The 20,582-nt window shown below is 66.7% G+C and carries 22 protein-coding genes; 8 read left to right on the forward strand and 14 right to left on the reverse strand.

The window, feature by feature from the left end:
• Window positions 1–2 precede the first annotated feature (2 nt).
• Entirely contained in the window at window positions 3–2,108 is a 2,106-nt protein-coding gene (locus L1080_RS13730; RefSeq protein ID WP_250771463.1) for a TPM domain-containing protein, read from the forward strand.
• A gap of 225 nt (window positions 2,109–2,333) precedes the next feature.
• Here the strand turns inward: L1080_RS13730 and L1080_RS13735 are convergent, their stop codons facing one another.
• The gene (locus L1080_RS13735; RefSeq protein ID WP_109329028.1) at window positions 2,334–3,725 is read right to left on the reverse strand and encodes a glycine--tRNA ligase; all 1,392 of its coding nucleotides are present in this window, start codon (window positions 3,723–3,725) and stop codon (window positions 2,334–2,336) included.
• A 219-nt stretch (window positions 3,726–3,944) separates the two neighbouring features.
• On the opposite strand from L1080_RS13735, the gene L1080_RS13740 reads away from it, so the two are divergent.
• Both L1080_RS13740 and L1080_RS13745 read left to right on the forward strand, forming a co-directional pair.
• Window positions 3,945–4,289: an ArsR/SmtB family transcription factor gene (locus L1080_RS13740; protein WP_159921489.1), complete on the forward strand. Its 345-nt coding sequence runs from the start codon at window positions 3,945–3,947 to the stop codon at window positions 4,287–4,289.
• Between the two features lie 2 nt (window positions 4,290–4,291).
• A complete protein-coding gene (locus L1080_RS13745; protein WP_159921487.1) occupies window positions 4,292–4,720 on the forward strand; it encodes a Fur family transcriptional regulator in 429 nt (142 codons plus the stop codon).
• Between the two features lie 3 nt (window positions 4,721–4,723).
• Here the strand turns inward: L1080_RS13745 and L1080_RS13750 are convergent, their stop codons facing one another.
• The 12 genes from L1080_RS13750 to hrcA all read right to left on the reverse strand — a co-directional run bounded on the left by L1080_RS13750 (window position 4,724) and on the right by hrcA (window position 15,006).
• Window positions 4,724–5,125: a hypothetical protein gene (locus L1080_RS13750; RefSeq protein WP_109329022.1), complete on the reverse strand. Its 402-nt coding sequence runs from the start codon at window positions 5,123–5,125 to the stop codon at window positions 4,724–4,726.
• A complete protein-coding gene (locus L1080_RS13755) occupies window positions 5,122–5,931 on the reverse strand; it encodes an isoprenyl transferase (RefSeq protein WP_109329020.1) in 810 nt (269 codons plus the stop codon). The genes L1080_RS13750 and L1080_RS13755 overlap by 4 nt, the downstream gene beginning before the upstream one ends.
• Window positions 5,897–6,712, reverse strand: a complete 816-nt coding sequence (recO, locus tag L1080_RS13760; protein WP_109329018.1) for a DNA repair protein RecO — start codon at window positions 6,710–6,712, stop codon at window positions 5,897–5,899. The genes L1080_RS13755 and recO overlap by 35 nt, the downstream gene beginning before the upstream one ends.
• Window positions 6,713–6,802: 90 nt before the next feature.
• A complete protein-coding gene (gene era, locus L1080_RS13765; RefSeq protein WP_109329016.1) occupies window positions 6,803–7,720 on the reverse strand; it encodes a GTPase Era in 918 nt (305 codons plus the stop codon).
• Window positions 7,713–8,045: a cytidine deaminase gene (locus L1080_RS13770; protein ID WP_159921485.1), complete on the reverse strand. Its 333-nt coding sequence runs from the start codon at window positions 8,043–8,045 to the stop codon at window positions 7,713–7,715. The genes era and L1080_RS13770 overlap by 8 nt, the downstream gene beginning before the upstream one ends.
• A complete protein-coding gene (locus L1080_RS13775) occupies window positions 8,038–9,357 on the reverse strand; it encodes a hemolysin family protein (RefSeq protein WP_159921483.1) in 1,320 nt (439 codons plus the stop codon). Before L1080_RS13775 ends, L1080_RS13770 begins: the two co-directional genes overlap by 8 nt.
• A 21-nt stretch (window positions 9,358–9,378) precedes the next feature.
• Entirely contained in the window at window positions 9,379–9,921 is a 543-nt protein-coding gene (gene ybeY, locus L1080_RS13780) for an rRNA maturation RNase YbeY (protein WP_109329011.1), read from the reverse strand.
• A 36-nt stretch (window positions 9,922–9,957) separates the two neighbouring features.
• A complete protein-coding gene (locus L1080_RS13785; RefSeq protein WP_159921481.1) occupies window positions 9,958–11,031 on the reverse strand; it encodes a PhoH family protein in 1,074 nt (357 codons plus the stop codon).
• 132 nt (window positions 11,032–11,163) lie between these two features.
• Window positions 11,164–11,925, reverse strand: coding sequence for an alpha/beta hydrolase family protein (locus L1080_RS13790; RefSeq protein ID WP_250771460.1), 762 nt, complete (start codon window positions 11,923–11,925; stop codon window positions 11,164–11,166).
• 35 nt (window positions 11,926–11,960) lie between these two features.
• Window positions 11,961–12,722 (reverse strand): 16S rRNA (uracil(1498)-N(3))-methyltransferase, encoded by a 762-nt coding sequence (locus L1080_RS13795; RefSeq protein WP_250771457.1) that lies wholly within the window; start codon window positions 12,720–12,722, stop codon window positions 11,961–11,963.
• Between the two features lie 2 nt (window positions 12,723–12,724).
• Complete coding sequence (dnaJ, locus tag L1080_RS13800) at window positions 12,725–13,873, reverse strand: molecular chaperone DnaJ (RefSeq protein ID WP_159921475.1); 1,149 nt, start codon at window positions 13,871–13,873, stop codon at window positions 12,725–12,727.
• A gap of 89 nt (window positions 13,874–13,962) precedes the next feature.
• The gene (hrcA, locus tag L1080_RS13805) at window positions 13,963–15,006 is read right to left on the reverse strand and encodes a heat-inducible transcriptional repressor HrcA (RefSeq protein WP_109335011.1); all 1,044 of its coding nucleotides are present in this window, start codon (window positions 15,004–15,006) and stop codon (window positions 13,963–13,965) included.
• Window positions 15,007–15,251: 245 nt separating this feature from the next.
• Here hrcA and L1080_RS13810 point away from each other — a divergent pair, with 245 nt between their 5' ends.
• Complete coding sequence (locus L1080_RS13810; RefSeq protein WP_005261240.1) at window positions 15,252–15,569, forward strand: type II toxin-antitoxin system VapB family antitoxin; 318 nt, start codon at window positions 15,252–15,254, stop codon at window positions 15,567–15,569.
• A 19-nt stretch (window positions 15,570–15,588) separates the two neighbouring features.
• On the opposite strand, the gene hemW is transcribed toward L1080_RS13810, so the two are convergent.
• Window positions 15,589–16,797, reverse strand: a complete 1,209-nt coding sequence (gene hemW / locus L1080_RS13815) for a radical SAM family heme chaperone HemW (protein WP_374433890.1) — start codon at window positions 16,795–16,797, stop codon at window positions 15,589–15,591.
• 159 nt (window positions 16,798–16,956) lie between these two features.
• Between hemW and L1080_RS13820 the strand changes: the two genes are divergently transcribed.
• The 4 genes from L1080_RS13820 (at window position 16,957) to cysD (ending at window position 20,581) form a co-directional block, all read left to right on the forward strand.
• Entirely contained in the window at window positions 16,957–17,049 is a 93-nt protein-coding gene (locus L1080_RS13820) for an Ms4527A family Cys-rich leader peptide (RefSeq protein WP_358274434.1), read from the forward strand.
• 120 nt (window positions 17,050–17,169) lie between these two features.
• On the forward strand, window positions 17,170–18,897 hold the full coding sequence (locus L1080_RS13825) for a nitrite/sulfite reductase (protein ID WP_109329001.1): 1,728 nt from the start codon (window positions 17,170–17,172) through the stop codon (window positions 18,895–18,897).
• Window positions 18,894–19,631, forward strand: a complete 738-nt coding sequence (locus L1080_RS13830; protein WP_159921471.1) for a phosphoadenylyl-sulfate reductase — start codon at window positions 18,894–18,896, stop codon at window positions 19,629–19,631. Before L1080_RS13825 ends, L1080_RS13830 begins: the two co-directional genes overlap by 4 nt.
• Window positions 19,628–20,581: a sulfate adenylyltransferase subunit CysD gene (gene cysD / locus L1080_RS13835; RefSeq protein ID WP_109328997.1), complete on the forward strand. Its 954-nt coding sequence runs from the start codon at window positions 19,628–19,630 to the stop codon at window positions 20,579–20,581. Before L1080_RS13830 ends, cysD begins: the two co-directional genes overlap by 4 nt.
• The last annotated feature ends 1 nt before the right edge of the window (window position 20,582 follow it).

Genomic DNA, 20,582 nt, shown 5'->3' on the forward strand with positions numbered 1-20,582 from the left:
CCATGCCAGTCGCATCGCCACTCGAGCAGTTGCCGTCGTCCCGCCGACGATTCCTCGCTCCACCCGCTCGACGGTTCTCGGTCCTGGGTGCGGTCGCGGCCGTCCTCGGTGTGGTGACGATCCTGTGGGGACCGGCGGTCGCGTCCGCCGATGCACCCTTCCGGTTACCCACTCAGGTGACGGACAACGTGGGCGCGCTGGACGAGAATCAGCGAACCGAGGTCGAGGCCGCGATCGATCAGCTCTACGACGAGCACAAGGTGCGGTTGTGGGTGGTCTATGTCGCCGATTTCGACGGTCTCGGCGCAGGACCGTGGGCCGATCGCACCGCGCAGGCCTCCTCGCTCGGCGACCGGGACGCACTGTTGGCTGTCGCCACCGTCGACCGCGAATACGCTCTCATCGCCTCGGACGGCCTCGAGGACATCACCTCCGATGAAGCGGAGAGCATCCGGGTCGACGCCGTCGAACCCGCTCTGCGCGAGGATGACTGGGCGGGTGGCGCCATCGCCGCGGCGGGCGGTCTCGGCGATGCGATGAGCGCGAGCGGCGGAATGTCGGTGCGCACACTGCTCATCGGCGGCGGCGTGGTGGCGGCGGGCGTCGGCGGAATTCTCCTGTACTCCCGCAAGAAGAAGAACGACCGGGCCGCGGACGCTGTCGCGGCCGCGAGGAACATCGACCCCGAGGACACCGACGCACTTGCCGCCCTGCCGCTGCCCACGCTGGACGAGCTGGCCAGGGAAATTCTGGTCGACACGGACAACGCGCTGCGCACAAGCCGCGAAGAACTCGACCTCGCCCGGGGCGAGTTCGGGGAGCAGTCGACCGCGTCGTTCACCACTGCGTTTGAGAAGGCGCAGGCGGCGCTGGCCGCCGCGTTCACCGTCCGTCAACGACTCGACGACGCGATTCCCGAGACTCCCCAGCAGCAGCGAGAGATGCTGATCGACATCATCTCCTCCTGCGGCCGGGCAGACCGGGAACTCGACGAACGGGTTCAGGAATTCGACGGTCTGCGAAATCTCCTGATCAACGCACCAGAGCGACTCGACGCGCTGACCCGCGACATCGTCGCGGCAAGCGTCCGCATTCCGGAGTCCACCCGCACACTCGAGGCACTGCACACCCAGTTCCCGGCCGAGACGCTGGCGTCCATTGCGGCCAATGTGACGATGGCGCAGGAACGGCTGGCGTTTGCGGAGCAGGCAGTGAGCGAGGCGCGGGACACCATCGCCCTGCCGCCGGGAAAGCAGGGGCCGGCCGTGTCGGCGATCCGCCGTGCCGAAGGTGCACTCGAGCAGGCCCGGACGTTGCTCGACGCCGTCGATCACGCAGCCGACAACATTCGCCACGCGATCGCCGCCCTGCCCGCGGCGATCACCGACCTCGAGAACGGGGTGGCCACTGCCGCCCAGTTCACCGAGCAGGGTGGACCCCCGCTCGAATCGGCGCGGGGCGCAGCCCAGGCAGCGCTCGCATCGGCACGCACCTCGAAAGATGCCGACCCGCTCGGCACCTTCACCGCGATCGTCAAGGCAGACGCCGAACTCGACGCCGTCCTGGCAGCAGCCCAGGAATCCCGCCGACAGACCGAACGCGCGCAGCAGCATCTCGACCAGAATCTGGTGGCAGCGCAGTCACAGGTGACCGCGGCCTCGGATTTCATCGGCACCCGGCGCGGTGCGATCGGTGCGGAGGCCAGGACCCGGCTCACCGAGGCCCAGCGTCATCTCGCCGCCGCGCGTCAGCTCCGCGAGACCGATGTCTCCGGCGCCCTGCAGCATGCGCAGGCCGCGTCGACTCTCGCCGTCGACGCCCTGAGTTCTGCCCGAAATGACGTGCAGGAATGGGAACTTCGTCAAGGCGCCGGACCCGGTGCCGGCGGGAACCTCGCCGGCGCGGTCCTCGGCGGAATCCTGATCGACAGCGTCATGCGGGGCGGATTCAGCGGCCGCGGCAGCTGGGGAGGCCGAGGCTCCCGTGGCGGTTTCGGTAGTGGCGGATTCGGTGGTGGCGGATTCGGTGGTGGCGGTTTCGGGGGTGGACCGGGCTCCTTCGGTGGTCCGCGCAGTTCGGGCCGGATCAGCGGAGGCGGCCGCTTCTGACCTTCCGAGGGCCTACTCGACGTCGCTGCACGAGCGGGTACCAGCCGACCCGAACAGGGCGACCGCCAGTCCCAGAAAACCTGCGCTCCCGATCAAGAGCGCACCGCATACCAGCACATCACTCATCAATGCCCCCGTTTCGTCTGCGGCAATTACAACAGATCCCCGGTTGCGGTCGGGAATCGACCGCAACCGGGGAACTGCTCACCCTGCTCGTCTTCCGGATCAGCAGCCCAGAAGGCGCTGGGCCAGGTAGCCCTCCACCTGATCGAGCGCGACACGCTCCTGAGCCATCGAGTCACGCTCACGGACGGTGACCGCATGATCCTCGAGGGTGTCGAAGTCGACGGTGATGCAGAACGGCGTACCGATCTCGTCCTGACGACGGTAACGGCGTCCGATGGCGCCGGCGTCGTCGAACTCGACGTTCCAGTTCTGACGAAGCGTCGCGGCCAGATCCTTGGCCTTGGGCGTCAGATCGGCGTTGCGGGACAGCGGCAGCACCGCGGCCTTCACCGGCGCGAGGCGACGGTCCAGTCGCAGCACCGTGCGCTTGTCGACGCCACCCTTCGCGTTGGGTGCCTCGTCCTCGGTGTAGGAGTCGACGAGGAAGGCCATCAGCGACCGGGTGAGGCCGGCAGCGGGCTCGATGACGTATGGGGTGTACCGGTCACCACTGGCCTGGTCGTAGTAGCTGAGGTCGGTGCCCGAGTGCGTCGAGTGCGTCGACAGATCGAAGTCGGTGCGGTTGGCCACACCCTCGAGCTCGCCCCACTCGCTGCCCTGGAAGTGGAACCGGTACTCGATGTCCACGGTCCGCTTGGAGTAGTGCGACAGCTTGTCCGCGGCGTGCTCGTACAGGCGCAGGTTGTCCTTGTTGATACCCAGGCCCGTGTACCAGTCCATGCGGTAGTCGATCCAGTACTGGTGCCACTCCTCGTCCTCACCGGGCTTGACGAAGAACTCCATCTCCATCTGCTCGAACTCGCGGGTGCGGAAGATGAAGTTGCCGGGGGTGATCTCGTTGCGGAAGCTCTTACCGATCTGGCCGATGCCGAAGGGCGGCTTCTTACGCGACGTGGTGAGCACGTTCGCGAAGTTCACGAAAATGCCCTGCGCCGTCTCGGGGCGCAGGTAGTGCATTCCCTCTTCGCTCTCGACCGGGCCGAGATACGTCTTGAGCATCATGTTGAAGTCGCGGGGCTCGGTCCAACGCCCCACCGTGCCGCAGTCGGGGCAGGCAATGACGTCCATGGTGACGTCGTCGGGGTTATCGAGACCCTTCTTCTCCGCGTACGCCTCCTGCAGGTGGTCCTGACGGTGGCGTTTGTGGCAGTTGAGACACTCAACCAACGGGTCGTTGAACACGCCGACGTGGCCGGACGCCACCCACACCTCACGCGGCAGAATCACCGACGAGTCGAGACCGACGACGTCTTCGCGGCTGGTGACCATGTTGCGCCACCACTGCTTCTTGATGTTGTCCTTGAGTTCGACACCCAAGGGGCCGTAATCCCAGGCCGACTTCGTGCCTCCGTAGATCTCACCGCACGGATAGACGAGGCCACGACGCTTGGCCAGGTTGACGACGGTTTCGACTTTGGATTTCGGTGCCACTCGAGTGCTCTCCATCTGGGTAATAGATGCATGGTTTACGTGCAGTTTTCGGCTCCTAGCCTATCTGCCCGTTTCCGCCCGGTTCACCCGCCTGGTTGACATGCGAATTCATGCATATCAAAATGGAATCGATTTGCAATAAGATGGGCGACGAGCTGACCGAAGGTGCTCCCCGACCATTCTGTCGCTTCGTGTCCGGCATACCGAAGGAGATCCGCTGTGAGCGTGACCGATACCGGCGATCTTCATCCGTTCGACACCGCGCCGCCCGCGCCTGTGCCGTCGAAGGAGACGTTGGCTGCGGCAGGTGACATTCTGCGCGCGCTCGCTGCACCGGTCCGAATCGCCATCGTGCTGCAACTCCGCGAATCGGAGCGCTGCGTGCACGAACTCGTCGGGGCGCTGGGAGTCACCCAGCCGCTGATCAGCCAGCACCTTCGCGTCTTGAAAGCTGCCGGGGTGGTGCGCGGCGAACGCACCGGGCGCGAGGTTCTCTACCGGCTCGTCGACGACCATCTCGCACACATCGTCGTGGACGCCGTCGCGCACGCCGAGGAAGGATGAGAATGCCGACCCAGAACGCCGAGCATCGCAAACCTGTGGTCGTCGGAGTGCGCGCCACCAAGCAGCGCAGTGCGATCTCCGCCCTCCTCGACGACATCGAGGAATTCCGCTCGGCACAAGAACTCCACGACGAACTCCGCAAGCGTGGAGAAGGCATCGGTCTCACCACCGTCTACCGCACGCTGCAGACGCTGGCAGATGCCGGGACGGTCGACGTCCTGCGAACGGACACGGGTGAATCGGTGTACCGCAGGTGCTCGTCGGGGCACCACCATCATCTCGTGTGCCGCAGTTGCGGCTACACCGTCGAGGTCGAAGGACCCACCGTGGAACAGTGGTCGCAGTCGATCGCCGACGATCACGGATTCTCCGACGTCAGCCACACCATCGAGATCTTCGGCGTCTGCAAGGACTGCAACGCGCCGCGGTGAGCGTCAGGGAATCAGTCCCTGACGAGCCGTGTCCGCCCCGGACAGGGCCAGCAGCAGCATCGTGGTCAGGGCCTCGTCCTCGAGGCCGGCGGCGGGGAACGTGTAGCGCAGGATGACGTCGGCGAGTCTGCCGTGTCCGAACACGGCGATCGAGCCGAACTGGAGGGCGCTGTTTCGTTCGGCCACCTTCTTGTGCAGTGACGCACTGACGGGGCGATCCCAGGCGAGGACACAGGTCATCGACAACACGTCCAGTCCCTCGGTCAGGGTCATCGCACTGATCGAGCACAGCGCTCCGGCGTACTCGAAACTGAGCGAGCCGTCGTCCGCCCTGTCGACCGTGGCGAAATGAGCGAGTGCATTCTCGGCGCGCGCCAGAAGTGCCGGCGCTCCGTCGGCCGTCACTTGACGCCACCGAATCTGCGGTCCCGAGAGGCGTATTCGACGCAGGCCGCCCACAAATCGCGCCGGTCGAAGTCGGGAAACAGCTTCTCCTGATAGACCATTTCCGCGTACGCGGACTGCCAGATCAAGAAATTGGACGTTCGTTGCTCACCGGACGGCCGCAGGAACAGATCGACATCCGGCATGTCCGGCTCGTCGAGGTACCGGGCCACCGTCGCCTCGGTGATCTTCTCCGGATCGAGTTGTCCCGCCGCCACCCTGCGTGCGATTTCCTTGGTCGCATCGGCGATCTCGGCGCGACCACCGTAGTTGACGCACATCGTCAGGTTCATCACCGTGTTGTGCTTCGTCAACTCCTCGGCGATCTCGAGTTCCTTGATCACGCTGCGCCACAACCGTGGTCGGCGTCCCGCCCAGCGCACGCGCACACCCATCTCGTGCATTTCGTCGCGGCGCCTGCGGATCACGTCCCGGTTGAAGCCCATCAGAAAGCGGACTTCTTCGGGACTGCGTTTCCAGTTCTCCGTCGAGAAGGCATACGCCGACAGCCATTCGACACCCATCTCGATACAGCCGCAGACCGCGTCCATCAGCACGGCTTCGCCGCGTTCATGGCCGGCAGTCCGCGGCAGTCCCCGTTCCTGCGCCCAACGGCCGTTCCCGTCCATGACCAGTGCGATGTGCCGAGGTATCAGTTCGGTCTGCAGGCCCGGCGGCCGAGCCCCCGACGGATGCGGGTCGGGCGGCCGAATGTGCCGTTCGGCCGCACCGTCAAGCGGAGTTCGAGGTTCGCGTCGTCGAATCACGGTCCCCATCCTGCCTGACCGAATTCTCCGGCCCGACGGCCGGATGCGGACGGGACCGTTCGATCAGGGGAAGGGTGCGCAGCTGTCGTTCGAGATGCCACTGCAGGTGCGCGGCGACGAGTCCGCTGGCCTGACTGCGCAGCGGCGCCGCCACATTCTCGGTTTCCGCCCAGTTCCCACGGAACAGCGCGTCCATCAGCGCGAGCACTCCGGGAGACGGGGTGGCCGCACCGGGTGGGCGGCAGTGGGTACACACCGCGCCCCCAGCGGACACGTGGAATGCCCGGTGGGGTCCGGGCGCGCTGCACCGCGCACACTCGTCGAGTGCAGGTGCCCATCCTGCGTAACCCATGGCCCTCAGAAGGAAAGCATCGAGAATCAGCTCACACGGCCGATGGTGTTCGGCGACCGCGCGCAGCGCACCCACCGTCAGGCGGTGCAGCTGCAGCGCGGGAGCGCGCTCTTCACCGGCCAGTCGCTCGGCGGTTTCGAGGATCGCACACGCCGTGGTGTACCGGGAGTAGTCGTCGACGATGTCGGTGGCGAACGCATCGACAGTTTGCACCTGGGTGACGATGTCCAGGTTGCGGCCCGGATACAACTGCACGTCGATGTGCGCGAACGGCTCGAGCCGGGCGCCGAACTTGGACTTCGTGCGGCGCACCCCCTTGGCCACCGCGCGTACCAGACCGTGCTGCCGGGTGAGGAGTGTGACGATACGGTCGGCCTCGCCCAGCTTGTGCTGGCGCAGGACCACCGCATTGTCTCGATACAGCCTCACCGGTCCAGTGTCCCATGTCGGAAGGCGCTCCGCGCCCGTGCGCCTTTTTGGTAGCTCCCGCTACCAAAAAGGCGCACGAGGCCGAAGGCCCTAGAAGCCCAGGCGGCCCAATTGCTTCGGGTCGCGCTGCCAGTCCTTGGCGACTTTGACGTGCAGCTCGAGGAAGATGCGGGTGCCCAGCAACTTCTCGATCTGCAGGCGCGCCTTGGTCCCGACCTCCCGGAGCCGGGCACCACCCTTCCCGATGACGATGCCCTTCTGGCTCGGGCGTTCGACGTAGAGCAGGGCGTGCACGTCGAGCATTTCGCCCTGCTTTTCGGTGCGCCCCTCACGGGGGATCACTTCCTCGATGACCACCGCAAGGGAGTGCGGCAGTTCGTCGCCGAGGCCCTCGAGAGCCGCCTCACGGATGAGCTCCGCCATCAACGTTTCTTCGGGTTCGTCGGTGAGCTCGCCGTCCGGGTAGAACGCGGGCCCTTCCTCCATCTTGGAGGCGAGGACGTCCACCAGGACCTCCACCTGCTCACCCGACGCGGCGGAGACCGGCACGACGTCGGATTCCGGTCCGAGCATCTGGGACACGGCCAGCAGCTGCTGCCCGACCTTGTCCTTGGTGACCTTGTCGATCTTCGTCACAATGCCGATGAGCGTCGTCTTCGGCGCGATCTGGCGAACCTGCTGCACGATCCACCGGTCGCCGGGGCCGATCTTCTCGTCCGCGGGAATGCACAGGCAGATCACGTCGACCTCGGAGTAGGTGTCGCGCACGAGGTCGTTGAGGCGCTGACCGAGGAGCGTCCGGGGCCGGTGCAGCCCCGGGGTGTCGACGAGGATCAACTGCGCGTGCTCGCGGTGCACGATGCCGCGAATCGTATGCCGGGTCGTCTGCGGACGCGAGGACGTGATCGCGATCTTGCTGCCCACCAACGCGTTGGTGAGTGTGGACTTGCCCGTGTTGGGCCGCCCGACGAAACAGACGAATCCGGAACGGAATTCGGGTTTACTCATGCTTCTCCTCGATCACGGATCCATCGGTTCGCGCGAAGACGATCGCCGCCTGCGCACTGACTTCGTGTAGTGCGGCGATGCCGGGGTCGTCCGGGGCTGCGCCGATCAGGACAGCCGCTTCGAACCCTTCGGCGCCGCTCGACACCGCCGCGGCGACGGCCGCCTGCAGAGCCGTCAGCGACAACGCGGCCAAGGTGACGGCGCCTGCGGCGTAGGTGCGGCCGTCGAGGTCGCGGACGGCAGCGCCCTGCCCGCTTCCGCTGCGGCCCAGGGCTCCCCGCGCAAGCACGACCAGCTTGGCGTCCTCGGTATCGAGTTCAGGCATCGTCGCTCTCCCGTTCGCGGTCGTCGTCGTGCTCGTCTTCCGAGATGGGGGCGCGTTGCACGAAGACCGTGCTGATCCGCACTCGGCCCCGCACATCGGGTGAGCCCTCGCCGCGCAGGATCAGCCCCTCCGACACGACCTCGGAACCGGGAAGGGGCACCCTGCCGAGTTCGTATCCGATCAACCCGCCGACGGTCTCCACCTCATCGTTTTCGAGTTCGAGTCCGAACAGTTCGCCGAGATCCTCGATGGGCAGCCGCGCCGACACCCGGTACATACCGTCACCGAGGTCCTCGATCGGCGGTGTCTCGTCCTGGTCGTACTCGTCGGCGATTTCCCCGACGATTTCCTCGATGACGTCTTCGATGGTGACGAGCCCGGCGACTCCGCCGTATTCGTCCACCAGCACCGCCATGTGGTTGCGGTCGCGCTGCATTTCGGCGAGCAGGCTGTCCAGTGGTTTGGAATCCGGCACGAACACGGCCGGGCGCATCACGTCGCGGACGCGGACACTGCGCCCACCGTCACGCGAGTGGTACGTCTGCTGGACCAGGTCTTTGAGGTAGACCACCCCGAGGACGTCATCGACGTTGTCGCCGATCACCGGGATCCGCGAGTGACCGCTGCGGACCGCGAGAGATGTCGCCTGTCCGGCGCTCTTGTCGCTCTCGATCCACACCATCTCGGTGCGCGGGACCATCACTTCACGGGCCGAGGTGTCGCCGAGTTCGAACACCGACTGAATCATGCGCCGCTCCTCGTCGGCCACCACGCCACGCTCCTGCGCCATGTCGACGAGTTCCCGAAGCTCGATCTCGGAGGCGAAGGGGCCGTTGCGGAAACCACGGCCCGGCGTGATCGCGTTACCGATGAGGATCAACAGGCGACTGATCGGGCCGAGGAGGGTACCGATGACCTGCAGGGGGAACGACGCGATGAGCGCTATCGAGTAGGCGTGCTGACGGCCGAGTGTGCGCGGGCCGACGCCGATCACCACATAGTCGACGAGCACCATGACGATGGCGGTGACCGTGAGGGCCCACACCGGTTCGAGGAGGTCGGTCAGCCCGCCGACGAGCACCACCGTGGCGGTGATTTCGCACAGGATGCGAAGCAGCACCATGAGATTCACGTAGCGTGGGCGATCCGACAGGATGCGGAGGACCCGGTGAGCGCCGGCCCGATCCTCCTTGGCCATCTCCTCGACGCGCGCCGACGAGATGGTGTTGAGCGCGGAGTCGACGGCGGCGAACACACCGCCGAGGGGGACGAGAACGATCGCGAGGACGATCAGCGCGATGGCGCTAGTCACAAAGAACCCTTCACGTCGCGGTTACTGATCCGGCGAGTCGAAGAACCCGGCCTTGCCGAGCAACTTCTGATCGCGGGCAGCGAGTGCCGCGTCCCGTTCGGCGCGGCGAAGGTCCTCGTACCACTCTTCGAGGAGCTGGTTCTGCAGGCCGAACATTTCTTTCTCTTCCTCGGGCTCCGCGTGGTCGTAGCCGAGAAGGTGCAGCACTCCGTGGACGGTGAGCAGCGCGAGTTCGTGGGCCAGCGGGTGACCGGCCTTGTCGGCCTGATCCGCTGCGAAGGACGGGCACAGCACGATGTCGCCGAGCATCGACGGTCCGGGGTCCGGCGCATCCGGCCGCCCACCCGGCTCGAGCTCGTCCATCGGGAAGGACATCACGTCGGTGGGGCCCGGCAGGTCCATCCACCGCATGTGCAGGTCCGCCATGGTGGCCGAGTCCACGAGGACCATCGACAACTCGGCCGCGGGATGGACATCCATCCGCGCGATCACGAAGCGGGCAACGCTGATCAGCTCCTCTTCGGAGACGTCCATGCCCGATTCGTTCGAGACTTCGATGCTCATGTGTGTCGCTTCCTCCTGGTTCCGGCGACACTCACCCTACCGTCGCGGAGAACGCGAGTGCGCCGCTCTCCGCTGTGCGCGGTTTCCGAGCTCCACCTTGCCGTCGCGATCCGCCTCGAAACGCTCGTAGGCGTCGACGATGTCGGATACCAGCCGGTGCCGGACCACGTCGCTGCTGTTCAGCTCGGCAAAGTGGATGTCGTCGATGTCGCCGAGGATCTCGCTGGCGGCCCGCAGGCCCGATCGCGCGCCTCCCGGCAGGTCCACCTGGGTGACGTCACCGGTGACGACCACCTTGGAACCGAAGCCCAGCCGGGTGAGGAACATCTTCATCTGCTCGGCGGTGGTGTTCTGTGCCTCGTCGAGAATGATGAAGGCGTCGTTCAGCGTGCGACCTCGCATGTACGCCAGCGGCGCGACCTCGATGATGCCCGACTGCATCAGCTTCGGGATTGCCTCGGGGTCCATCATGTCGTGCAGCGCGTCGTGCAGTGGCCGCAGGTAGGGGTCGATTTTCTCGTGCAGCGTGCCGGGCAGGAATCCGAGCCGCTCGCCCGCCTCGACCGCGGGTCGGGTGAGGATGATCCGCGACACCTGTTTGGTCTGCAGCGATTGCACGGCCTTCGCCATCGCCAGGTACGTCTTGCCCGTGCCGGCGGGGCCGACGCCGAAGACGATCGTGTTGGCGTCGATCGCGTCCACGTACCGCTTCTGATTGAGCGTCTTGGGTCTGATGGTCTTGCCGCGCCGCGACAGGATGTCGAGAGTGAGTACCTCGGCGGGGGACTCGCTCAACCCCTGGGTCAGCATCCCGACGGTGCGCCGCACCGCATCGGGTGCGAGCGGCTGTCCCCGGCCCACGATGGCGGCGAGCTCGGTGATCACGCGCTCGGCCAGGGCAACGTCCCCGGGCTTCCCGGTGAGTGTGACCGCATTGCCGCGTACGTGGATGTCTGCATCCAGGACCCGCTCGAGAGCTCGCAGATTCTCGTCGGCAGAACCGAGGAGGGGCGGGACCGTTTCGGGTGGGAGATCGATACTCGAACGCACGGTGCGTTCCGCCGGGCGCGTGGCGCCGAACGTCTCGCCATTCTGGTCTTGTTCGCTCACGTGAGGTATATGGCCTACTTCCGGTTCCCGGCGATTCACGGCGGTCGCCGTGCTCTCCGCAGTCTATCGCTCGCAGGTCAGCGCGCCCACCCGATTACGTGACAACACCGGCATGATCGGCGGCGGGGAACGTCACCCGTCGACCGGACCGGTCAACAGCGCATCCCGCGAGATCTTCCAGCAGTCGGTCTCGGGATTCAGGAAGGCGTAGTGGTCTTCAGCCTCGACGACGTGCAGCGCGATCGGGTCACCGGCCGCCCGCGCGGCCTCGCTGTACCGCACACTCACCTTCGCAGGCACTTGCACGTCCTCCGTGCCGTGCACGCAGACGACCGGTACGCCGATCGGAATCCGGTGGTAAGGAGACGCCGAGCGGTAGCGCTCGGGATCGTCGCCGAAGGGAACGCCGAGCAGGTCCTCGATGTACCCGATACGCCGCCCGCGCTCCCCCGCCGACGCCAGGTCGAGCGCCCCGGCCTGTGCCACCACCATGTCGGGCCGCACCGCGGTGTGCGATTGGCCGGCGAGCCACACGGCCAGCTGTCCCCCGGCCGAGTGCCCGATCACCCGAACGCGAGACAAGTCGAAGGCAACCGGCGACTGCTCGGCGACTGGACCGGCGATTGCCTCCAGCGCGGCGACGACGTCGGCGGACATCTCGTCCCACGCCCCACCCGCACCCAACCTGCGGTACTCGATGTTCCACACCGCGACTCCGTGCCGCGCCAGATCGACCGAGAAGCTCGTTCCCAGGTTGAGGTGGTACTTGCCGCTCCAGAATCCGCCGTGCACGACCATCACCACGGGGACGGGACCCTCGACCGGCTCCTCGGGGGCGTAGAAGTGCCCGAACTGCTGCGGTTCGGTGCCGTAGGCGATACGAATGCGGTCCACGGGCAGTCAGATTAATCGCCGACGAAGACGCAGCGTCAGGCGATGGGGGCGGTTCCCCAGCGGTCCGTGAGCACGCCGAGGGCTCCGAGGGCGACCGCGGCCGCCGTGGAGGTCCGCAAGACGTGCGGTCCCAGCAGTACGGGGACAGCGCCGGCCTCCGTCAACGAGGCGACCTCGTCGTGGGCGAGGCCGCCCTCGGGTCCGACGACGAGCACGATCTCTGCGGCGGAACGCAGTGGCAGTTCGGCGAGTCCCTGTGTGGCCGCTTCGTGCAGGACCGCGACGACTCCGCCGCGGCCCACCACCTCACGCACGACGGCGAGTATCCCGGCGGTGCGGTGCAGCTCCGACACCTCGGGCACGATCGCCCGCCGCGACTGCTTGGCGGCGGCCACTGCGGCGCTACGCCAGCGAGCGACGCCCTTCGCCACCTTGGGACCCTCCCACTTGGCCACGCACCGCGACGACTGCCAGGGAATGATCGCATCGACACCGGCCTCGGTGGCGAGTTCGACGGCCAGCTCCGAGCGGTCCGCCTTCGGCAGTGCCTGGATCACCGTGACCGTGGGCGACGCTGCAGATACCTGACGACGCTCGTGGACGGTGAGTTCGAGCCGGTCCTTTCCGGCTGCGGTGACTTCGGTGTCCGCGAGGCCTCCGCGTCCATCGGCGAGGACGATCCGCTCACCGACACCGATTCGGCGCACGGTGGCCGCGTGCCTGCCCTCGGGGCCGTCGAGCACCGCGGTCTGCCCAACCTCGGGAAGGGGGTCGAGGAAGAAGACGGTGGCCGCCACCGTCAGCGGCCGCTGAACGCTTCGCGCAGGCGGGAGAACAGCCCACCGCTGTGTTGCGACTGGGTGGAGACGACCTCGGCGACGTCCCGATCACGCAGATCGCGCAGCTCGCGGAGAAGCTTGGCTTCCTTGTGGTCGAGGCGCGAGGGCACGACCACCTCGAGGTGCGCGTGCACGTCGCCGCGTACACCGGAGCGCAGCTTCGGCATGCCGTGTCCGCGCAGGACCGTCACCGACCCGGGCTGGGTGCCGGGTTCGATGACGATGTCCTTGGGGCCGTCGATGATGGTGTCGATGGTGACCGTGGTTCCGAGCGCGGCGTCGACCATCGGCACCCGGACGGTGCAGTGCAGATCTTCGCCGTCGCGGACGAATACCTCGTGTGCCTGCTCGACGACCTCGACGTACAGGTCACCGGCCGGACCACCGCCGGGGCCGACCTCGCCCTGCGCGGCGAGCCGGATACGCATACCTCCGGCGACACCGGCAGGGACCTTGACGGTGATGTCGCGGCGAGCGCGCACGCGGCCGTCGCCGCCGCACTTGTGGCAGGGATCCGGGATGGTCTCGCCCGCGCCGCGGCACGTCGGACACGGACGGGAGGTCATCACCTGACCGAGGAACGAACGCTGGACCGACTGGACCTCACCGGCACCGCCACACGTCTCACAGCGCACGGGCTTGGAGTTTCCGTTGGTGCCGGAGCCGGTGCAGCTGTCGCACAGGATCGCCGTCTCGACCGCGACCTGCTTGCTCACGCCGGTCGCGCATTCGGCCAGAGTCAGACGGGTGCGCAGGAGGGAGTCCGCTCCGGGCTGCACCCGGCCGCGGGGACCGCGTCCCGCGCCACCTCCGCCACCGAAGAACGCTTCGAACACGTCGCCGAGGCCGCCACCGAAACCGCCTCCGAAGCCGGCACCCGCACCACCACCGGAGGACAGCGGGTCGCCACCGAGATCGACGATGCGCCGCTTCTCCGGGTCGGACAGCACCTCGTAGGCCGTCGAGATCTCCCGGAACCGGGCCTGCGCCGACTCGTCGGGGTTCACGTCGGGATGCAGTTCCCTCGCAAGCTTGCGGTAGGCGCGCTTGAGCTCCTGGTCGGTCGCCTTCTGGTCGACGCCGAGCGTTGCGTAGTAATCCCGTGCCACGTTGAGTCTCTCGTCCTTCTCTACTTCGTCATCTCGCTATTGATCCGTCTTCGCGTCCCCGGCTCCCGTCGAGCTCATGGGTCCGGCGGTTACCGCTCGGCGAGTACCTGGCCGATGTATCTGGCAACGGCTGCCACCGACGCGATTGTTCCCGGATAGTCCATTCGGGTGGGTCCGAGCACTCCCATGCCGCCGAGCACGGTGCCGGCGGCGCCGTAGCCGGTGGAAATGACCGAGGTGCCGCGCATCTGCTCCACCTGTGTTTCTTCGCCGATCCGCACGGTGACGGTGCCGGCATCCTGGGTGGCGGCCAGCAGTTTCAGGACCACCACCTGCTCCTCGAGCGCCTCGAGGACGGCCCGCAACGAACCGGGCAGCCCGCTGATACCGGTGAAATCGGCGGCGTTGCGGGTGAGGTTCGCCGTGCCGCCGAGCACCAGCCGCTCCTCGGGGTGTTCGACGAGCGTTTCCACGAGCACGGTGGCCGAACGGACCACGGCGTCGCGGAGGTCTTCGGGAGCCTCTTCGGCGAGTTCCGACACGGCGATCGACGCCGCCGCCAGCCGCTTGCCTTCGAGCGCGCCGCCGAGGAGCCGGCGCAGACGTGCGAGGTCTTCGTCGTCGAGGACGTCACCGAGTTCGACGATGCGTTGATCGACGCGGCCGGAGTCGGTGATCAGCACCAGCAGCAGCCGGGCGGGTGTCAGGGCGACCACCTCGAGATGACGAACGCTCGACGCCGAAAGTGTGGGATATTGCACAACCGCGACCTGCCGCGTCAGTTGCGCGAGGAGCCGCACGCCCCGCCTGAGCACGTCGTCCAGGTCGACACCCGACTCCAGGAACTCCAGGATGGCCCGCCGCTCCGCGGTCGACAGTGGCTTCACTTCGGCGATGCGGTCCACGAACTGCCGGTAACCCTTGTCCGTGGGCACGCGGCCGGAACTCGTGTGCGGCTGGGCGATGTATCCCTCGTTCTCGAGGAAGGCCATGTCATTGCGCACGGTGGCGCTGGAAACCCCCAGGTTGTGCCGCTCGACCAGCGCTTTGGACCCCACGGGCTCCTGTGTGGAGACGTAGTCGGCGACGATCGCGCGTAGAACCTCGAAACGTCTGTCGTCAGTACTCGACACCGCCATCCACCTCCAGTTCTCGATCATCACGAATATGGCCCTCACCGAACCGGGTTCGGTGAGGCCCTCACGTCCCCTGAGCTCCGTGCGTAGGCACGTGCATCGCGGCTCGATCCAGTCTAATCGTCCGGACGCCCGCACCCGTCGAGGCCTTACTGTGGTGACCGGAAGTCGCGCATCGGTGACCAGCTGGATATTCGGGCGTCGATGAGCGCACGGCACGACTACGGGCGGATGACGAGGCGATGATTTTCAAAGGTGTCATGGACGGCAAGCCCTACCCGGACCACGGTTTGTCGCTGCGCGACTGGTCCAAGATCCCGCCGCGGCAGGTTCGACTCGACGAAATCGTCACCACGACCAAGGTTCTGGAACTCGACCGGCTGCTGTCCGAGGATTCGACGTTCTACGGCGACCTCTTTCCGCACGCCGTGCAGTGGCATGGGGTGCTGTACCTCGAGGACGGACTACACCGGGCGGTGCGGTCGGCCCTGCGGAACCGGGTGGTGCTGCACGCGCGGGTGTTCGACTACGACGAGATGCCCGGGATCGTGACCGCCTGACCGCCTGATCGCTGTCCGGCTACCGGAGAACGGTCCTGACCACGGCATCGGCGAGGAGTCGTCCCCGATCGGTCAGCACCAGGTGATCGCCGTCTCGCAGCAGAAGCCCGTCCTTCACTACTGCGTCGGCGGAGCGGCGTTCCCCGGCGTCGAGCTCGGCGACCGGCAGGCCCGTCCGCAACCGTGCGGTCAGCATCACCCGTTCGAGGTGGCGATCGTCGTCGGTGAGGTGTTCACTTCCGCCGACCGGTAGCGATCCGGCCGCGAGCTGCTCGGCATAGCGGGCCGGGTGTTTGACATTCCACCAGCGCACGCCCCCGACGTGACTGTGGGCGCCCGGGCCGGCTCCCCACCAGTCTCCGCCGTCCCAGTACCCGAGGTTGTGCCGGCATTCCGCTCCGCTCACAGCCCAGTTCGACACCTCGTACCAGGTCAGGCCGGCGTCGGCGAGGCGGGCGTCGATACGTTCGTAGCGCGATGCCAGCACGTCGTCGTCCGGTGCGGGCAGTTCACCTCGACGGACTTTCCTGGCCAGCGCGGTACCGTCCTCGACGATCAGCGCGTAGGCCGAGACGTGGTCGACCCCCGCCGAGAGCACCGCATCCAGCGAGAGGTCGAGGTCCTCGTCGCGTTCGCCCGGTGTGCCGTAGATGAGGTCGAGGTTGACGTGCTCGAACCCGGCGGCCCGCGCTTCGAGGGCGGCGGCGACCGCCCGACCGGGAGTGTGCGTCCGATCGAGCACTTTCAGGACGTGCTGGGCTGCGGACTGCATGCCCAGCGAGACGCGGGTGTACCCGCCTGCGCGGAGCCGGTCGAAGAACTCCGGCGATGTCGACTCGGGGTTCGATTCCGTGGTGACCTCGGCGCCATCGGCCAGCCCGAAGCTCGCGCGGACGGCGCCGAGGACGTCGGCCAAACCGTCACCGCCCAGCAGTGAAGGGGTACCGCCGCCCACGAACACCGTGTCGACGGCCGGCGCCCCGGTCAGCTCCGCTGCCGCGTCGAGTTCGCGGCGCAATCCCCCCATCCACGACTGCGGGGACGCCGACGTGCCGAGTTCACCGGCCGTGTAGGTGTTGAAATCGCAGTAACCGCAGCGTGTGGCGCAGAACGGAACGTGGATGTAGATGCCGAACGGACGACTCCCTACACCGGCGAGAGACCGTTCCGGCAGCACGAAGGGGTCCGCCTCGCGCAGACTGCCGGGGGTCGTACTCGTTCCGCTCACTCCTCCAGTGTCCACGGTGTTGCGTCGCGGCGATTCCACGGGCCGTGTCACCTCCTGACCGACCGGAAGAAATGCACGCAAGCGTGATATTTCCCGCAAAAATGGTGGAAATCGGTCCCCGACTCGGAGTCAGCGATCTGACGTGGCACAATGGACCGCATGACCGGACCCGGAGTGCGACTGGTGGCACGTCGCCACGTCGATCTCAAGCGTGTCTGCAGCTGTTGTTGTCTGCCCTGCTGCGCGCAGTAAACCAGCCTGTCAGCCCGTTCATCATTCTTCTCGACTTCCGGCCGGATTCGTACGCCCCGAGCGAGGAACAGCGTTCCTCCTCGGCCTCAGCCGGTGCACCGTGAGACACAGGAGTGCTCCATGACGTCGACCACCGACGCCTCCCCCGCTGCCACCGACGCAGCTCCCGCGCCCACTCGCACCCGCACGGCGAAGCCGACCCGCCGACGGGCCGAGGGACAGTGGGCCCTCGGCTACCGCGAGCCGCTCAACGCCAACGAGCAGGCGAAGAAGGACGACAACCCGCTCAACGTCCGGGCACGCATCGAGAACATCTACTCGAAGCAAGGTTTCGACAGCATCGACAAGAGCGACCTGCGTGGCCGCATGCGCTGGTGGGGTCTTTACACCCAGCGCGAGCAGGGTTACGACGGCACCTTCACCGGTGACGAGAACATCGACCTGCTCGAGGCCCGGTACTTCATGATGCGGGTGCGGTGCGACGCCGGCGCCCTGAACGTCGAGCAGCTGCGCACCATCGCCGGTATCTCCACCGAGTTCGCGCGCGACACCGCCGACCTCTCGGACCGCGAGAACGTCCAGTACCACTGGATCGAGGTCGAGAACGTCCCGGAGATCTGGAAGCGCCTCGAAGGTGTCGGTCTCAAGACCACCGAAGCGTGCGGCGACTGCCCGCGCGTGGTGCTGGGTTCGCCTCTCGCCGGTGAGTCGCTGACCGAGGTCCTCGATCCCACGCCCGCGATCGACGAGATCGTCCGCCGCTACATCGGCAAGCCCGAGTACTCCAACCTGCCGCGCAAGTTCAAGACCGCCATCTCGGGTCAGCAGGACGTGGTCCACGAGATCAACGATGTCGCGTTCATCGGTGTCAACCATCCGGAGCACGGTCCCGGCCTCGACCTCTGGGTCGGCGGCGGACTGTCCACCAATCCCATGCTCGCGCAGCGCGTGGGCGTGTGGGTGCCGCTCGACGAGGTCGCCGACGTCTGGGAAGCCGTTGTCTCGATCTTCCGTGACTACGGCTACCGCCGGCTGCGCGCCAAGGCCCGGCTCAAGTTCCTCGTGAAGGACTGGGGTATCGAGAAGTTCCGTGAGGTGCTCGAGACCGAGTACCTGAAGCGCAAGCTGATCGACGGCCCGGCGCCGGAGAAGCCGCTGCGTCCCATCGATCACGTCGGCGTGCAGAAGACCCGCAACGGCCTCAATGCCGTCGGGGTCGCGCCCATCGCCGGCCGTGTGTCGGGCACCATTCTCGCGAAGGTCGCCGACGCTGCCGAACGCGCCGGCAGCGACAAGATCCGCTTCACGCCCTACCAGAAGCTGATCATCCTCGACGTCGCCGACGACAAGCTCGACCAGCTGATCGCCGACCTGGACGAGGTGGGTTTGCCCGCTCGTCCGTCGCACTGGCGCAAGAACCTGATGGCTTGCTCGGGCATCGAGTTCTGCAAGCTGTCGTTCGCGGAGACGCGCAAGCGCTCGCAGGTGCTGGTTCCCGAACTCGAGCAGCGGCTGGCCGACATCAACGCGCAGCTCGATGTGCCGATCACGATCAACATCAACGGCTGCCCCAACTCGTGCGCCCGTTCCCAGGTCGCCGACATCGGATTCAAGGGAATGCTCGTCGACGACGGCGAAGGCAACCAGGTGGAGGGCTTCCAGGTCCACCTCGGTGGCAGCCTCGGTTTCGATGCAGCTTTCGGCCGGAAGCTCCGGCAGCACAAGGTCACCAGCACCGAACTCGGTGACTACATCGATCGCGTCGTCCGCCAGTTCGTGAAGCATCGCAACGAAGGTGAGCGCTTCGCGGAATGGGTCGTTCGAGCTGACGAAGGAGACTTGCGGTGAATCTCGCCACAGCCACACACGACGATCTCCGGCTCCTTGCCGAGCGCGGAGCAGCAAACCTCGAAGGTGCCACCGCGCACGAACTGCTGCAGTGGACCGAAGAGACGTTCGGGGACGGTGCGAGCGACGCGACGGGGTATCGGAACAGCTACATCGTCGCGTCGAACATGCAGGACGGTGTTCTGGTCCACCTCGCCGCCCAGGTTCATCCCGGCGTGGACGTGTTGTTCCTCGACACCGGCTATCACTTCGCGGAGACCATCGGCACCCGCGATGCCGTGGAGCAGGTGTACGGGGTCAACATCATCAACGCCCGCGCCGAGGCCAGCGTGGCCGAGCAGGACGCGGCGGAGGGCAAGGATCTGTTCGCCCGTGAGCCCAACCGGTGCTGCGCACTGCGCAAGGTCGCGCCGCTGAAGAAGACTCTCGCCGGTTACAAGGCCTGGGTCACCGGTATCCGGCGGGTCGAGGCCCCCACGCGGGCCAACGCGCCGCTGATCTCGTTCGACGAGGCGTTCGGTCTGGTGAAGATCAACCCGATCGCCGCGTGGTCCGACGAAGACATGCAAGCCTACATCGACGAGCACTCGATTCTCGTGAATCCGCTTGTCGACGAAGGTTATCCGTCCATCGGGTGCGCTCCGTGCACCAGCAAGCCAGCCCCCGGCAGCGATCCGCGCAGCGGCCGCTGGGCCGGTCAGGCCAAGACAGAATGCGGGTTGCACGCCTCATGAGCATCGATTTCTCCACCTCCGTTGCCGACACGGGCGTTCGCCCGCAGTTGAACGGCACTCAGTTCGACACACTCGACGCGCTCGAGTCGGAAGCGATCCACATCTTCCGTGAGGTCGCCGGCGAGTTCGAACGCCCGGTCATCCTCTTCTCGGGTGGCAAGGACTCGACGGTGCTGCTGCATCTGGCCATCAAGGCGTTCTGGCCTGCACCGCTGCCCTTCGCCCTGCTGCACGTCGACACCGGCCACAACCTGCAGGAGGTGCTGGACTTCCGCGACCACGTGGTCTCGAAGTACAACCTGCGCCTGCACGTCGCGAAGGTCGAGGACTACCTGGCCGACGGTCGCCTCACCGAACGTCCCGACGGGATCCGCAACCCTCTTCAGACTGTGCCGTTGCTCGACGCGATTGCCGAGAACCGTTTCGACGCCGTCTTCGGTGGCGCTCGCCGCGACGAAGAACGCGCCCGGGCCAAGGAGCGCATCTTCTCGCTGCGCAACGCGTTCGGCCAGTGGGACCCGAAGAAGCAGCGCCCAGAACTGTGGAACCTGTACAACGGCAAACACTCCCCCGGTGAGCAGGTCCGTGTGTTCCCGCTCAGCAACTTCACGGAACTCGACATCTGGCGTTACATCGCCCGCGACAATGTCGAACTCGCCAGCATCTACTACGCCCACCAGCGTGCGGTGTACCAGCGCGACGGCATGTGGATGACCCCGGGCGTGTGGGGCGGTCCGACCGAGGGCGAGGAACTGCAGACCTTGTCGGTGCGGTACCGCACTGTCGGTGATGGATCGACCACCGGCGCAGTCCTTTCCGACGCCGCCGACAACGAGGCGATCCTCGCCGAGGTCGCGGCATCCCGATTGACCGAGCGCGGCGCGACACGCGGCGACGACCGAGTTTCCGAAGCGGCCATGGAAGACCGCAAGCGAGAGGGCTACTTCTGAT

It is taken from the genome of Rhodococcus sp. MSC1_016 (assembly GCF_023667485.2).
Lineage (GTDB): Bacteria > Actinomycetota > Actinomycetes > Mycobacteriales > Mycobacteriaceae > Rhodococcus_F > Rhodococcus_F oxybenzonivorans.